This window comes from Streptococcus sp. HJ1, assembly GCF_052399005.1.
Classification (GTDB): Bacteria; Bacillota; Bacilli; order Lactobacillales; family Streptococcaceae; genus Streptococcus.
Genome location: NZ_CP199005.1, coordinates 760,561 through 775,102, shown reverse-complemented (window position 1 = coordinate 775,102; position 14,542 = coordinate 760,561). Strand labels below are relative to the sequence as shown.

Annotated in this window: 18 protein-coding genes; 1 reads left to right on the top strand and 17 read right to left on the bottom strand. The window is 40.8% G+C overall.

Annotated features, from left to right (window positions below; translation table 11 throughout):
* Positions 1 to 105 precede the first annotated feature (105 nt).
* The 12 genes from ACT17O_RS03830 to ACT17O_RS03775 form a co-directional block, all read right to left on the bottom strand.
* Positions 106 to 723 (bottom strand): TIGR01906 family membrane protein, encoded by a 618-nt coding sequence (locus ACT17O_RS03830; RefSeq protein WP_444817771.1) that lies wholly within the window; start codon positions 721 to 723, stop codon positions 106 to 108.
* Complete coding sequence (locus ACT17O_RS03825) at positions 713 to 1,486, bottom strand: TIGR01457 family HAD-type hydrolase (RefSeq protein WP_444817770.1); 774 nt, start codon at positions 1,484 to 1,486, stop codon at positions 713 to 715. The genes ACT17O_RS03830 and ACT17O_RS03825 overlap by 11 nt, the downstream gene beginning before the upstream one ends.
* Positions 1,487 to 1,496: 10 nt before the next feature.
* Complete coding sequence (locus tag ACT17O_RS03820; protein WP_444817769.1) at positions 1,497 to 2,234, bottom strand: acyl-ACP thioesterase domain-containing protein; 738 nt, start codon at positions 2,232 to 2,234, stop codon at positions 1,497 to 1,499.
* Positions 2,235 to 2,238: 4 nt separating this feature from the next.
* Positions 2,239 to 3,369, bottom strand: a complete 1,131-nt coding sequence (gene hemW, locus ACT17O_RS03815; protein WP_444817768.1) for a radical SAM family heme chaperone HemW — start codon at positions 3,367 to 3,369, stop codon at positions 2,239 to 2,241.
* A 73-nt stretch (positions 3,370 to 3,442) separates the two neighbouring features.
* Positions 3,443 to 3,841 (bottom strand): YtxH domain-containing protein, encoded by a 399-nt coding sequence (locus tag ACT17O_RS03810; RefSeq protein ID WP_000517390.1) that lies wholly within the window; start codon positions 3,839 to 3,841, stop codon positions 3,443 to 3,445.
* A gap of 15 nt (positions 3,842 to 3,856) precedes the next feature.
* Complete coding sequence (locus ACT17O_RS03805; RefSeq protein WP_009730340.1) at positions 3,857 to 4,240, bottom strand: DUF948 domain-containing protein; 384 nt, start codon at positions 4,238 to 4,240, stop codon at positions 3,857 to 3,859.
* Positions 4,241 to 5,029, bottom strand: coding sequence for a prolipoprotein diacylglyceryl transferase (gene lgt / locus ACT17O_RS03800; protein ID WP_444817767.1), 789 nt, complete (start codon positions 5,027 to 5,029; stop codon positions 4,241 to 4,243).
* Positions 5,022 to 5,957, bottom strand: a complete 936-nt coding sequence (gene hprK, locus ACT17O_RS03795; protein WP_000115190.1) for an HPr(Ser) kinase/phosphatase — start codon at positions 5,955 to 5,957, stop codon at positions 5,022 to 5,024. The genes lgt and hprK overlap by 8 nt, the downstream gene beginning before the upstream one ends.
* A 137-nt stretch (positions 5,958 to 6,094) precedes the next feature.
* A complete protein-coding gene (locus tag ACT17O_RS03790; protein ID WP_049520724.1) occupies positions 6,095 to 7,057 on the bottom strand; it encodes a hypothetical protein in 963 nt (320 codons plus the stop codon).
* A 64-nt stretch (positions 7,058 to 7,121) separates the two neighbouring features.
* Positions 7,122 to 7,298 carry a 30S ribosomal protein S21 gene (rpsU, locus tag ACT17O_RS03785; RefSeq protein WP_000048054.1) on the bottom strand — a complete coding sequence of 59 codons (177 nt, stop codon included), beginning with the start codon at positions 7,296 to 7,298 and terminating at the stop codon, positions 7,122 to 7,124.
* A 140-nt stretch (positions 7,299 to 7,438) separates the two neighbouring features.
* Positions 7,439 to 7,771: a hypothetical protein gene (locus ACT17O_RS03780; protein WP_080980692.1), complete on the bottom strand. Its 333-nt coding sequence runs from the start codon at positions 7,769 to 7,771 to the stop codon at positions 7,439 to 7,441.
* A gap of 133 nt (positions 7,772 to 7,904) precedes the next feature.
* Positions 7,905 to 8,612 carry a glucosamine-6-phosphate deaminase gene (locus tag ACT17O_RS03775; RefSeq protein ID WP_049520725.1) on the bottom strand — a complete coding sequence of 236 codons (708 nt, stop codon included), beginning with the start codon at positions 8,610 to 8,612 and terminating at the stop codon, positions 7,905 to 7,907.
* Positions 8,613 to 8,758: 146 nt separating this feature from the next.
* Here ACT17O_RS03775 and queA point away from each other — a divergent pair, with 146 nt between their 5' ends.
* On the top strand, positions 8,759 to 9,787 hold the full coding sequence (gene queA / locus ACT17O_RS03770; RefSeq protein WP_049520726.1) for a tRNA preQ1(34) S-adenosylmethionine ribosyltransferase-isomerase QueA: 1,029 nt from the start codon (positions 8,759 to 8,761) through the stop codon (positions 9,785 to 9,787).
* Positions 9,788 to 9,826: 39 nt separating this feature from the next.
* On the opposite strand, the gene ACT17O_RS03765 is transcribed toward queA, so the two are convergent.
* The 5 genes from ACT17O_RS03765 to ACT17O_RS03745 are packed head-to-tail and all read right to left on the bottom strand — an operon-like array spanning position 9,827 to position 14,527.
* Positions 9,827 to 10,687 carry a YihY/virulence factor BrkB family protein gene (locus ACT17O_RS03765; RefSeq protein ID WP_444817766.1) on the bottom strand — a complete coding sequence of 287 codons (861 nt, stop codon included), beginning with the start codon at positions 10,685 to 10,687 and terminating at the stop codon, positions 9,827 to 9,829.
* Between the two features lie 29 nt (positions 10,688 to 10,716).
* On the bottom strand, positions 10,717 to 12,771 hold the full coding sequence (locus ACT17O_RS03760; RefSeq protein ID WP_444817765.1) for a cation:proton antiporter: 2,055 nt from the start codon (positions 12,769 to 12,771) through the stop codon (positions 10,717 to 10,719).
* An 11-nt stretch (positions 12,772 to 12,782) separates the two neighbouring features.
* On the bottom strand, positions 12,783 to 13,037 hold the full coding sequence (locus ACT17O_RS03755) for a hypothetical protein (protein ID WP_049520729.1): 255 nt from the start codon (positions 13,035 to 13,037) through the stop codon (positions 12,783 to 12,785).
* Positions 13,030 to 13,587 (bottom strand): tRNA (mnm(5)s(2)U34)-methyltransferase, encoded by a 558-nt coding sequence (locus ACT17O_RS03750; protein WP_049520730.1) that lies wholly within the window; start codon positions 13,585 to 13,587, stop codon positions 13,030 to 13,032. The genes ACT17O_RS03755 and ACT17O_RS03750 overlap by 8 nt, the downstream gene beginning before the upstream one ends.
* Entirely contained in the window at positions 13,571 to 14,527 is a 957-nt protein-coding gene (locus ACT17O_RS03745) for a TIGR01212 family radical SAM protein (RefSeq protein WP_049485149.1), read from the bottom strand. Before ACT17O_RS03745 ends, ACT17O_RS03750 begins: the two co-directional genes overlap by 17 nt.
* Between the last annotated feature and the right edge of the window lie 15 nt (positions 14,528 to 14,542).

Here is a 14,542-nt window from a genome sequence, read left to right as displayed (position 1 = left end):
GCAAAAATCTCCTGCTTTGCAAGTTTATCTTTAGGATAACCTAACAATAAATAGGGAGTAGAGCAACTTCTCTCGTTTTTTATTAAAAATACAGAATTTTTTCCACTATTTCCTTGAAGCTTTAGCAAGAAGGAAACCAAACATTCCTTCATACAAAGCAAAGAAAAGTAAAAAGGCATGGAGAAAGAAAGTCTCTGGCAAAATCCAAATAACGGGATCCTTTGCTGGATCAAAAAGCCAGGTATCATCTCCAACAAAGAGAATCTGATGGAAAAGAGTAAAGAATTGCTCAAAACCAATCAACACTCCCAGAACCCCAATGATAAGGGGCAATAGTACTAGAGTCAAAATACTTTTACGATATAAGGGGAGAAAACCCTTTTTCACAATCTTTCTAACAAAGAAATAGAAACTTGGTAGCGTCACTAGGACAACTAGCTGAACTAGGTGAAAGAGATTCTTCACCACCGCAAAGTGATGTAAACCAGCCGCTGATGAACGAAAATCTGGCATCTCTAAGACCTGACTAAAGGGATTGGTCAGGTAATTCATTAAGATATGAAAATTGTACTGAATGGTTTCGGGCTTTAGATAGACTCGATTCGCTAAGTTCAGCCACTGAATCTCCATGGGATAGAAAACCCATGCCAGATAAATCGTCAGTAGGATAGACAGGGAGAGGAAAAAGAGCATACTTCCCCAAAAGGTCAGTTTAGTTTTCATCGAAATTCCACTCCGCAAGGCTAGAAACTACATGAGTTGGTGCGATTGGCAAGTCCGCCACTTCTTCTGCTTTGGTAAAACCTGTCGTCACCAAGAGCGTTGGAATGCCATTGTCAATCCCTGCTCGGATATCCGTCAGGTAATTGTCCCCAACCATGAGCAATTCTTCTCTTTTCAAACCTAAGTGCTCAACCGCCTTGTCCATGATGATAGCATTTGGTTTTCCGATATAAACTGGTTTGACCCGTGTTGCTACTTCAAGAAGTGTTACCAGTGAACCAGCTCCTGGCAAAAGACCACGTTCCGTCGGGATATTGAGGTCAGGGTTGGTTCCGATAAAGTGAGCACCCTTTTGAATGGCTAGAGTTGCTGTCGCAAATTTTTCATAGTCGACTTGCCAGTCCAGTCCAACGACCACATAGGCTGGATTTTCCTTGTCTTCGACATAACCAGCTGCCTGAATGGCATCCTTGAGTCCTGCTTCACCAATGACATAGACTGTCTTTTCCAGTCCCAAGTCATTCATATAGTCAATGGTTGCCAGAGTTGCCGTGTAGACAGTTGATAGAGGAGTGTCGATATTAAAATTCTGAGCCAACATCTCTTGAACGCTCTCAGGAGTACGAGTTGTATTGTTGGTCACAAAGAGATAGGGAATTTCTCTTTTTTGTAACTCATGGACAAAAGCCTCTCCTGCCGGAATTCGGTCTTTCCCCTTGTAAATGGTTCCGTCTAAATCAATTAAATAACCTTTATAAGTCATATCGTCCTTTCTAATTGCCTTCAATTTCTTGCCAAGTAATCATAGCTTGGGCATTAATCTCGCCATCACTGATAATCTCATGCTTGCTTTCTAATCCCTTGAGTTCATAAGCTGAAGCAATCATGCCACCTGGTCGCACTTCTTTGACATATTTGAGATTGATTTTCTTTGGAATATACTTGGTCAAAAAATCTGCTCCCATAACCTCAAAAATCCAATCCAGGTATTTGCTGTTATTGACATGACCATTCATATCCAAGTCGTAAAAACGAACATGGTAGTCTTTACTGATTGGATCTTCTAGATTTGCATACTTTGGCCCACGGATGAGTTTTTTATCAAACTCAGACTGGTAAGGCGCAACAATCTCCGGTTCGACAGCATGGACTTTACGACTGTCTCTGTTCATGAGAACAAAGGTTGCTACCATGCGAATAATTTCTTGACCTGCTTCATCATAGATAGTAAAACGGCGGTAGCAAAAAAGACGATTGTAAGTCAATGCTTCTGTTTCAATCGTAATCTCTTCAGCAAAGTGAGGCAAGCGAACCACGTCAATCGCATAGTCTGTAATAATCCAGACCAGATTGTAACGTTCTAACACATCCTTGTCACTAACTCCCAGTTCAATGGACTGCATACCTGATACTTGCAAGGACAGCAAAATCACATCTGGAAGTTTGATATGACCATTCATGTCCGCCATATCAAAAGGAATTTTCATTTTCATTTGATAAGTTAAGCCCATTGTTCTACTCCAAAATAAATCGTTCTGCTACAGTGTCTCCCAAGAAGAGACCCCTCTTTGTCATTCGGACACGATCACCGTCGATCTGCATAAGTCCTTGTTGAACCAAGTCTCTGATGATTTCGCCATAAAGTTCATCAAAGGACAGTCCAAATTTTTCATCAAATCGCGCCATGGAAACCCCGGATTTTTTCCGGAGGCCTAGGAACATTTCTTCTTCCATCTGCTCCCTTTGACTCAGGTGTTCTTCTGTAATCCGAGCATTTCCTGCCTCTACCGCATTGAGATAGTGGCGGATAGGACCGTGGTTTTTATAACGCACCCCGTTCACATAACCTGAAGCACCCGCACCGATACCATAATACTCGGCATTGTCCCAGTACATGAGATTGTGGCGACTTTCAAATCCGGGTTTGGAGAAATTGGAAATCTCATAATGCTCAAAACCAGCTCGCTCCAGTTCTGCGATGATGTACTCAAACATCTCCGCTTCTAACTCTTCCTTGGGTAGGGGTAACTTCCCTCGTCGCATGCGGTTCATAAAGACCGTATGATTCTCCAAAATCAAGCTATAAAGGCTCATATGAGGAATATCAAGCGAGATAGCCTTAGCCACATTTTCCTTGACCTGAGCCATAGTTTGACCTGGAAGAGCATAGATTAGATCAATGGAGATATTGTCAAAACCAGCGAGTTTGAGGCGGTCGATATTTTCATAAATATCCTTCTCCAAGTGACTACGCCCAATCTTTTTCAGCATTTTGTCATCAAAAGTCTGCACACCCAAGGAAACACGATTGACTGGTGACTGTTTCAAAACCGCAATCTTATCTGCATCCAAGTCTCCTGGATTGGCCTCAATGGTCAACTCTTCCAAAACTGACAAGTCCAAGTTTTTAGTCAAGCCATCCAAGAGCACTTCTAATTGCGGAGCTGACAAAGCCGTTGGCGTCCCACCTCCAATATAGAGAGTTCGTAACTTTTGGATATCATAAGAACGATACTCCTCTAGCAGATGCTCTAGGTAACTATCTACTGGTTGATTCTTAATAAACACCTTTGAAAAGTCACAATAATAACAAATCTGTGTGCAAAAGGGAATATGCACATAGGCTGACGTTGGTTTTTTCTGCATAGTATTTATTATACCACAAAGACAGGCTTGCAGATAAAAATCACCATCTCCAAAAACCAGAGATGGTGATACCTTATACTTCAGTAATATCGATGATGATTTCTTCTTGGTCTTCAGCAACGTCTGGAGTTGCTGACTGTTCTTGCCACTGCTCCTTGAGATTGTTAAAGGTTTCTTTTGACGCTTCCGTCGCTTGTCGAGCACAGTTTTTAGCTTGGTCAAGGACACTATCAAAAGTGATTTCACCAGATTCTACTTGCTCCTTTGTTTTCAATACAAAGTCCGTTGCCTGTTCCTTCACTTCAGTAAGTTTCTCACAAACCTGCTCTCTAGCATATTCTGGATCTTCTCTCAGATCATCTAGAAAATCCTGAGCTTGACTACAAACTTGCTTACCCTTGTCACTCGTCAAAAACAAAGCAAGAGCTGCACCTGAAACAGTTCCTAAAAGGATAGAGGATAGTTTTCCCATAAGATTTCTCCTTTTTTATTTTTTGAAAAATTTACTTGCGACACGAAGAGCGGACAAGCCTGCACCTGTTTTGATGGTCTTTGAACCAGCAGATGAAGCTTTTTTGCCTAAAACACGTGCATGTTGGTTGAGATCAGATACTGACTCAGATAAGTCAGCCACAGCCGTAAAGAGTGGATCAATCGTCGCAACTTTGATATTGATATCGTCTGCTAACACATTGACCTTAGCCAACAATTCATTGGTCTGATGCAAGGTAACGTTCACATCTGAGCTCAACGTTTTGATGGTTTTCTCTGTTTCATCAATCATACGACCGGCTTTTTGAATCGTGATTGTCAAATAGACTAAACAGACAATCAAAGCAATCGCAACAAGTATATATGCAACTTCTAACATTTATTTTTCCTCCTCTGTATGATAGAAAGGGGCTTTCTTTCGATTTTGATAAAGTAAGATAAAAATACCGAGTCCAATAAGGACAACTGATAACCATTGGGAAACTCGCAGACCCAAGAACATGAGACTATCCGTCCGCATCCCTTCGATAATCATACGACCAAAGCCATACCAAATCAAGTAGAAAGCAGTGATCTGACCGCGTCTGATTCCCTTTAATTTTCTTCTAAAAATCAGAATCAAAGCAAATCCAATCAGATTCCAAACCGACTCATATAAGAAGGTCGGCTGACGGTAGCTACCATCAATGTACATCTGGTCACGGATAAAGCCTGGCAAATAATCCAAACTATCTACCGCTGCACCATAGGCTTCTTGGTTAAAGAAGTTCCCCCAGCGCCCTAAACTCTGGGCAATCATGACGCTCGGTGCTGCAATATCTAAGAAATCCCAAGTATTGATCAGCTTTCTATCTGCAAAGATATAAAGGACAATAGCGCCCGCTATCAAACCTCCGTAAATGGCCAAACCACCATTCCAGATGGCGATGATTTCACCTGGATTTTGCAGATAATAATCTAAGCGAAAGAGTACGTAGTATAGTCTAGCACCTAAAATAGCTACCGGAAAAGCAATCAGAATAAAATCCAAAATATCATCTGATAAAATTTTCTTTTTAGGAGCTTCTTTCATGGCAAGGTAGACTGCCAGAACCAGACCAGCTACAATACACAAAGCATACCAACGAATAGCAAAGGGGCCAATTTCAAATGCGACTGGATTAATCATGTTTCACCTCATTTTGAGCGATTAGATTTGTCAAGCGTTCTTCAAATAAACGTGTCGCATCAAAGCCCATTTCTTTAGCACGGTAATTCATGGCAGCCGCCTCAATAACAACGGAGATATTGCGTCCTGTTTTTACTGGGATGCGGATACGCGGAATCGTTACACCAGAAACTTCGAGTTCTTCGGCATTGTTTCCTAGACGGTCAAAGGTCTTATGCGTATCATAATTTTCCAAATAAACTGCTAGCTGAACTTGTGAAGAATCTTTTACAGCACTCGCACCATAGAGACTCATGATATCGATAATCCCAACTCCACGAATCTCAAGTAAATGCTTCAAGATTTCAGCAGGTTCACCCCAAAGAGTCATTTCATCCTTAGAATAAATATCTACACGATCGTCTGCTACCAGACGGTGTCCACGTTTCACAAGCTCAAGACCTGTCTCGCTCTTACCGATACCACTATCCCCTTGGATCAAGACACCCATGCCATAGATATCCATCAAGACACCGTGCACACTGGTACGTTTAGCCAAACGGGAATCAAGGTAGCTAGAAAGTTCTCCAGATAAACGACTGGTTGCAGTTCGACTGGTTAAAATCGCAATCTTGCATTCTCTAGCAGCCCTCAACATTTCCTCTGGCACTACTAGGCCACGAGCTACGATAACCGCAGGTGTTTCAGGTAGAAACATTTTCTTCAAAACTTGATAACGGTTCTGGGCAGGCATGGCAACTAAATAGGACCACTCCTTCATCCCTAACAGCTGAATCCGTTCTGGTGTATAGTAATCAAAATAGCCTGTCATTTCAAGACCAGGTCTCATAATGTCCGCAGTATTGATTTCTTTTTCAAGTAATTCGCCTTCACCATAGACAATATCTAGTCTGAGTTTTTCAATGACATCTCTTACTAAAACCGACATAATTTCCTCCTTCAATCGAGTTCTCCCTACTATTATATCAGATTGTAGGTGGAAGTTTCCTTTTTTTTGCAGGATTTACAGTATTTATTTGATGTTGCTTGGGAAAAGATTTGACTAGGAAGTTTTTTCGTACTCTTTCAAATTAACCGAGACAAATCTACTGCAAATCGGTCAACGTCTATCACCAAGTCCCTTCCAGATTTTTCTAAGTAAATTCTTGGAAAACCTTTTGTTAACATTCTGTTTGCATCAGCCATATCTTGAGGATAGGTATAGCACTGTTGACCTTGTGGAAACTGATTTTGGACTTGCCATTCTTCAAACTCCTTCAAAAAAGTCTTATGAGATGGCATACTGACTTCTTCGAACAAGGAATGGTCAAACAATCGTACCAATCGATATAGACCATGAATCTCATCCGCAAAGCACTTATCGATCTTTTCATAAGGGTAACCTCGTCTCTGATAAGCTTGGCATAAACTTTGTAAGGACTCACTTAATGCAACTGCATCTTTTCTTGCCAAGTTTATAAAATACCGAACAGAAAATTCTTCCATGCCAGTTCGTTTTTTCTTCCCTAAAAACTGTTGTGCACGCAAGAGCGACTCGGATAATCTTTCTTCATCTTGATAATAAAGAGCGTATAAAAGATTCATCACATTTTCTGGATAATAGGTTCCTTTCAACAAGGGTAAATCTTTGGGGACGAATGATGGAATGGCTGAAAAATCATTACAAGCAAAAGAGGTAAACAAGCCTTTCAAAATTCCATCTGTGTAGATGGTTCCACTTGCCAACAAACCGCCTCTCATCAACTCAGTTCTTCCTGTTTGCCATAGCGCGTTGTTTAACTGCTTATAATCCCCATCTAAAAACGCAGCATAATAGGCAAAATATTGAATATCATCTAGCAATAAGCTACTGTACAATTTTACTCTTAAAACCTTGTCAGACAATACTTTTGAATCGGTCAAATACTTTTCAAAAATTCTTTGGTTTGACTCTTCAAATTCCTTCCAATCGATCGGATCAGCACAATAACCCCAATCTTCAAAGTGATTTTCACGCATCTTTTGATATTCTTTTATATACTCTCTCATAACAATTTCTTCCTCTAAACATTGTGCAAAAAAAGACTAGACAAGTCTAGCCTTTCATTTCAAATTAGAATTTTTTACGTTTACGAGCTGCTTCTGATTTACGTTTACGTTTTACAGAAGGTTTTTCATAGAATTCACGTTTGCGTGTTTCTTGAAGAGTACCAGCTTTAGTAACCGCACGTTTGAAACGACGAAGTGCATCGTCAAGAGATTCATTCTTACGTACTACTGTTTTAGACATTTTTTTCACTCCCTTCAAGTTCAAGATCTATTCCATTTTACACGCAAAATGAATAATTGTCAAGGGAAAACCTACATTTATTCCGATTTCCCGATTCAATAATTACTTTCTTGCCTATACTTTATCAAATCCACTAATTTTTACATCAAATCATACAACTTCCTTACTGCTTGTTCAAAAGGTTCAATATATTCCCAATATTCATCAGGAAGATTCGAAATCTTACTCAAGTCATTGCTGTCAAAATGATATACCAGATGACGAAGAATTTGATTTTCAATAAAATGCAAATCCCTCATGTGATCTATACTAATAGAATCGAGCTTTTCTACGTAGCGACATAAATCAGCCAGCGACTGCGAATCAAATACTTTTTCCTCGTGTAAATAATAGAGAAAGCTTTGATTTTCAGCTCGTATATTGTCTTTTATCAGATTATTTTCTAATAGCGTACTTTCATTCTCTCCTTGTATATCATAAAATAGTAAAAATTGGACCTAACTAGATCTAGTTATTCTACCAATCTATTATACCACTTCTTTCTATTGACTCATGAAAGCTAGAAAAAAACCACTCACTCCGAAGAGCAAGTGGTTCTTGTAATTTTTATTTTTCGAGTAAGCTGAGCGCTTCTGCATCAGCGATAATAGTCACATCAGGGTGGTTTTGTAGGCTGCTTGCTGGGAGGTTCTCAGTCACTGGGCCTGATACTGTTCCAGCAATGGCTTCTGCTTTCGACTCACCGTAGGCAAAGAGAATAATTGACTTGGCATCCAAGATGTTTTTAATTCCCATTGAAATGGCTTGAGTTGGGACGTCTTCAATCTTGTCAAAGAAGCGAGCATTGGCCTCGATGGTAGATTGATCAAGTTCTACTAGATGCGTTTGGCTATCAAATGGAGTGCCAGGCTCATTAAAGCCGATGTGTCCATTGCGACCAATCCCCAAGATTTGCAAATCAACAGGATGGTCAGCCAAAATTTGATTGTAGCGTTCAACTTCTTCTTCAGCATTGTCCTTAACCCCACGAGGCAAGAAACTTTCTTTAAATGGTTTTTGGTTGAACAAGTTTTCCTGCATGAAGTAACGGTAAGACTGTGAATTGTCCCCATCAAGCCCTACATACTCATCAAGGTTCACACTGGTTAGATTTGAAAAATCAAGGTCACTCTCAACTATTTCCTTGTAAAATTCAAGTGGACTACTTCCTGTCGCAAGTCCCAAAGTTTGAGCACCATTGTCCAATTTTTCCTTCAAAATCTCAAAAGCTACTTTTCCACCTTCGACTTGATTCTCAACTTTTATAACTTTCATTTTATATCCTCCATGTTTCTATATTCATTATATGGTATAGACCAATTTTTGTCAAGTGAAAACGATTTAATTTCTAAAAAAAGAGCGTCCAAACTTGAAACATGTTATAATGGATAGGATTAGAACTTAGAAAGAATGATGAAAAAATGAATACTGCTGATTTTGATTTCCACTTGCCTGAGGAATTGATTGCCCAAACGCCACTTGAAAAACGTGATGCGTCTAAACTTCTTATCGTTAATCGTGAAACGGGAGAAATGCAGGATAAACACTTCCACTCCATTATCGACATGCTGGAACCTGGTGATGCCCTTGTCATGAACGACACTCGCGTTCTCCCTGCCCGCCTCTATGGTCAAAAGGAAGAAACAGGAGGTCATGTGGAGCTTCTCCTACTCAAAAATACTAGTGGTGATGAGTGGGAAGTTCTGGCTAAACCTGCTAAACGCCTCAAGAATGGGACTCGTGTTAACTTTGGCGATGGTCGCCTCAGCGCTGTCGTTACGGAAGAATTGACCCACGGGGGTCGCATTGTCCGCTTTGAATACCGAGGAATTTTCCTAGAAGTTTTGGAAAGCCTGGGTGAAATGCCACTACCACCTTATATCCATGAAAAATTGGATGATCGTGAACGTTATCAAACGGTCTACGCTAAAGAAAGTGGCTCTGCTGCAGCACCGACTGCTGGATTGCACTTCACCAAAGAACTGCTAGCAGAAATCCAAGCCAAGGGTGTTCATCTGGTCTATCTCACTCTTCACGTCGGACTCGGAACCTTTAGACCTGTCTCTGTTGACAATCTGGACGAACATGAAATGCACTCTGAATTCTACCAGCTCTCTGAGGAAGCAGCTGCCACCCTTCGCTCTGTTAAGGAAAATGGAGGTCGCGTCATCGCTGTTGGAACCACTTCGATTCGCACACTGGAAACCATCGGTTCCAAGTTTAATAGGCAAATCCAATCAGATTCTGGTTGGACCAATATCTTTATCAAACCAGGCTACGACTGGAAGGTTGTGGATGCTTTTTCAACTAATTTCCACCTGCCCAAGTCAACTCTCGTCATGTTGGTTTCTGCCTTTGCCGGTCGTGACTTAGTCCTAGATGCCTATCACCATGCCATCCAAGAACACTACCGCTTCTTCAGTTTTGGAGATGCCATGTTTATCTATTAAGAAAATCCCTATTAGGTTTCCTAATAGGGATTTTTCTAATCATTCCATACTAAACTTTGGATCTTTCAAACTCTGAACACTGGCATTGATAACTGCTCCGATAATCAAAATCTTTGCAATAAGAATAAACCAGAACATCATGACTACCACGATAATGGAACTGAAAAATCGAACGTCAACTAGATGATTAACATAACTATTGACGTAGACAGAAAAGATATTCAATAAAAAGATAAGAGTTAGCAAGACAAAGATACTTCCTGGTAAAACATAGCGGATTCGTGGTGCTTTTACTTTTGGAAGGAAGTAATAAATCATAACTAGAATGGCAAAGATCAAGGTATAGACCAGAGGCCCTGTAAAATCTTGCAGATAGGAAAATAGCAGACTGTCTGATTGCCAGTAAGTTTTGAGGAGGTTGAGCAACATGCGACCAAACATACTCAAAAACAAGGCCAGAGCAAAAAGTATCTGCAAGCCGAAACTAACAAGTAGACTCATCAACTGATGGGAGATAATTCCTCGACTCTTGGTCACCCCATAGGCTTTGTTAAAAGCTTTTTGAAGGAAATCCATTGATTTCGAAAAGGTCCAGAGTGCAGATAAAACGGCAAAACTCAACAAACCAGTTGATGGTTGAGTCAGGACTTCTCGGACAATCTTGGCAACCACATCATACACCGTATCAGGCAAGAATTCCTTGATTGTCAGTAAGAAATTTGAGACTGGAATCTGAAAATAAGGCAAAATATTGACCATTATCATTAGCAAAGGAAAAATTGAAATCAACCAATAGTAGGCAACCGCAACACTGGTCAACTCGCTATCAGATGCTTGATAGTAATGCAAAAAAGCTTTCAATAAGGGCCTGTCCATCAGCTCTTTCCACCACTTTTTCATGTTTCATCCTCCGTCATTTTCTTCATCATCTAAGTTCTTCTGATTAAATCTAGCATATCATAAGGCAAGGTATTTGCAGCCTCTTTCAGAGAATAATTTTCTAAATTATTCACATTTTGGCGTAGTTTTTTGGCATACTTGGCTGTTATCAGTTTAGCTTCTTCGTATTCAAAGATTGCCTTACGTTCGAGATAGTAGCCTCGTAGCATTTCATCGATATTGTTTGGCTTGATGCGATTGATAACCCGCTCAACAAAGGCACCACTTCCAATAATGGCCGTCTCGCGTAGACGAGACTCTTGCATAAAGCTAATCAGAGAACTCTTGTAAACCCCTTTGAGGTTTTCCAAACTCTCGATAATCAGCTCTGTATTTTCCAAATACAACTCTGAAATCTGATCATAGTCAACTGCTAATAGTTTACGAGATTCTTCATTCATCCAACTACGGAAAGTTTTGCCAAAGGTAAACATTTCATGGAGTAGAAAGCGCAGTATCCGTAAGGAAACTAGGAAATAATAAGTCACTCTAGAAGCGAAATTCCGATTGATACTCTGTTCTATGTTTTTTAGGTAACGTTGGTAAACTCGATAGCCACGCTCGCTGATTCTATTTTCTTCGTAGGCTTGCTCCAAACCGTCACTCTCAATACTCAAGATAAGGAGTTTGAGAGATTCCCAGTCCTCTTGGACTCTCTTATTTTCCAGACTAAGGATGAGGTTTTCAATCCGACCATGATAATTATCAATAGCTGCATAAAGAGGAAGTTTGTTCTTGTGATGGTCCAGTTCTTTTTCTAATTCTGCAGCCACATCATTCAAAATCGCAATATGCATCAAATGATCCTTGCTTTCCTCTTGTTCCTCAGATAAGTGAGGGAGGACCAATAAACCTGTTAGAAAGCTCAATAGTGTAACGCCTGCTACAAGGAAGAGTAACAAAGGATATTCTTGCTCCAAATGACTTGGTATGAGGAGAATGATCGCGATAGATACTGTCCCTTTAACACCAGAGAAGGTCAAAAGAAGCATATCTTTCATGTACTTATGAATTTGTTTCTTAAGTCGACGCGTCCTCACAAAGTAAAAACCAGCAATCATGACAAAGCGGATCGCAAAAAGCAAGAATGTCAGAACGACAACTGAAATCAGTAAAAGAAGGGGATTGTAGAGTGAATTAGACAAAATCGGCTCTGCTATCAACTCTAATTCCATTCCCAAGAGAACAAAGACTGATCCATTTAGCATAAAGGTCACGGTGTGCCAGACGGTCTCCGTCACGGTGTCTACCTGAGCCTCAAGGAGCGTAATTTTCTTAAAGCGACTGGCCTTCAAAATACCTGCAACCACTACTGCGATAATCCCTGAAACATGAAACTCTTCTGCGATGAAAAAGGTCATGAGCGGCAAACTTAGCTCTAGCAATAGTTCACTGGCTATATCTATCGCTCGCACACTCAGTAAAAAGGTATGCAAGAAACGATTGACCATAGCCGTCACAAAACCGACTACAAAACCACCAAGTATAGAAAGTGCTAGGGAAGTTCCAGCTTGACTGAGAGAAAAGGTTCCTGTTGTCCAAGCAGCAAGAGCCATCTGAAAGGCAACCAAACCAGAAGCGTCATTTAAGAGTCCTTCCCCTTTTAGGATATTGGAAACCCGTTTGGGAAAACGAAAACGTTCAGAAAGAGACGCGAAGGCAACCAAATCTGTTGGCCCAAGTGCCGCTCCAACTGCTAAACAGGCCGCCAAAGGAAGAGTCATCCAAAGGAAGTGAGCCATGCCCCCCAAGCTTAAGGTCGAGATAAAAATCACAGGAAAGATCAGAAAGACGACAATCCGCCAGTGCTTCAAAATGGACGTAATATCCGCTTCTTCTGCCTCCCGGAAAAGTAAAGGACCAATAACCATGGCCAGAAACAGCTCTGTATTGAGATGAAAGTCCGCATCAGGAACAAATAAGCCAATCCCAATCCCCAAAAGGATTTGTACAAGAGGAAGGGGCAAAAAAGGGAGAAGTTTATTGGTCGTGGTTGAAATGATTAAGACAAATAAAAATAGAATCAAGTAAATGAGTAATTCCACACAATTCCTCCTTAATCTTTTTTACAACAAGATTCAAAAATCTCCTTTTGCTCTTGGATTTTCTGATCAATCTTAGAACAGTCTTTGTGCTCAATTTTTTTCTGGCATCGTTCCATTTCAAGAGCCACTAATTTTTTCTTAATTTTAAGCATTTTCTTGCTCATATGTGCTTCGTCGAGCACTCCGACTGCTCGCTCGTGAAGCGTTGACTCGACAAAATTTTGGCGCATTGCCTCAAGCTTCTCACGAAGGTATTGTTTATCCATGTCTATACCTTTCTAATTTTTCAATCATAACTAAAAACGGTGGATTATTAACTTGGTTGAGAGTCCGATAAATGGCAGCTGTATACTCTTGTTGGTTCAACTGGCTAACAAACTCCAATATAGCATCCCTCTCAGTATCTCCTCCCTCATGACCATAGTAGATCATGATAGCAATCCGTCCCCCTTTGACAAGCAAGTGACACAGCTTTTCTAAGGCTTCAATAGTAGTCTGAGGTTGGGTGATGACGGATTTGTCAGCAGAAGGTAAATAACCAAGATTAAAAATCCCTGCCTTAGCTTCTGTCACAAACTGGTCTAGTGTCTCATGCCCTTGCAAGATTAACTGGGCATTTTTCATTCCAGCCTGATCCAAACGCTCTTGCGTCTTCTCCAAAGCCTGCTCCTGGATATCAAAGGCATAGACTTGCTTGGCTAACTTGGCTAGAAAAAGGGTATCATGGCCATTGCCCATGGTCGCATCCACTACAATATCCTCTTTTGTCACAACTTCCGCCAAAAAATCATGTGCCATCTCAAGTGGTCTTTTCATTTTTAAACTCCTGTTTTACAGCCTTGCATCCTTGCACACTTCCACGACGGCGCATCTCAGTTTCAATAGCATTTAGCACTTCCCATTTATTGAGGCTCCACATAGGGCCAATCAGCATATCTCTAGGCGCATCACCTGTAATTCGATGGATGACGATATGCTTGGGAATGATTTCCAACTGGTCACAAATGACCTTGACATACTCGTCCTGACTCATCAGTTGCAAACGTCCTTCGTGGTAATCTCGCTGCATCCGTGTATTGGTCATGAGGTGAAGCAAGTGCAGTTTAATTCCTTGAATATCATTGTCCGTGACACAGCGACGGACATTTTCAACCATCATCTCATGGGTTTCCCCAGGAAGACCGTTGATCAGATGGGAAACAATTTCAATCTTGGGATACTTTCTCAAGCGTTTTACTGTTTCAACATACAATTCATAAGAATGGGCACGGTTAATCAGGTCAGAGGTTGCTTCAAAGGTTGTCTGTAAGCCCAATTCTACCGTCACGTGCATACGTTCCGATAACTCAGCCAAATATTCGATGGTTTCGTCTGGCAGACAGTCTGGCCGTGTTCCGATATTGATCCCTACTACACCTGGCTCGTTGATAGCCTGCTCATATCGTTCCCGAATCACTTCTACCTTTTCATGGGTGTTGGTAAAGTTTTGGAAATAAACCAGATACTTTTTAACATCTGGCCACTTGCGGTGCATAAAGTCAATTTCCTTATAAAATTGCTCTCGAATAGGAGCATCCGGTGCTACGATGGCATCTCCAGAACCTGAAACCGTACAAAAAGTACAACCACCATGGGCTACAGTTCCATCCCGATTGGGACAGTCAAATCCCGCATCGATAGGAACTTTGAAAGTCTTCTCTCCAAAAAGTTTTCGATAATAATCATTCAAGGTATTATAAGATTTCATAACTTTCATTATAACAAAAAACAC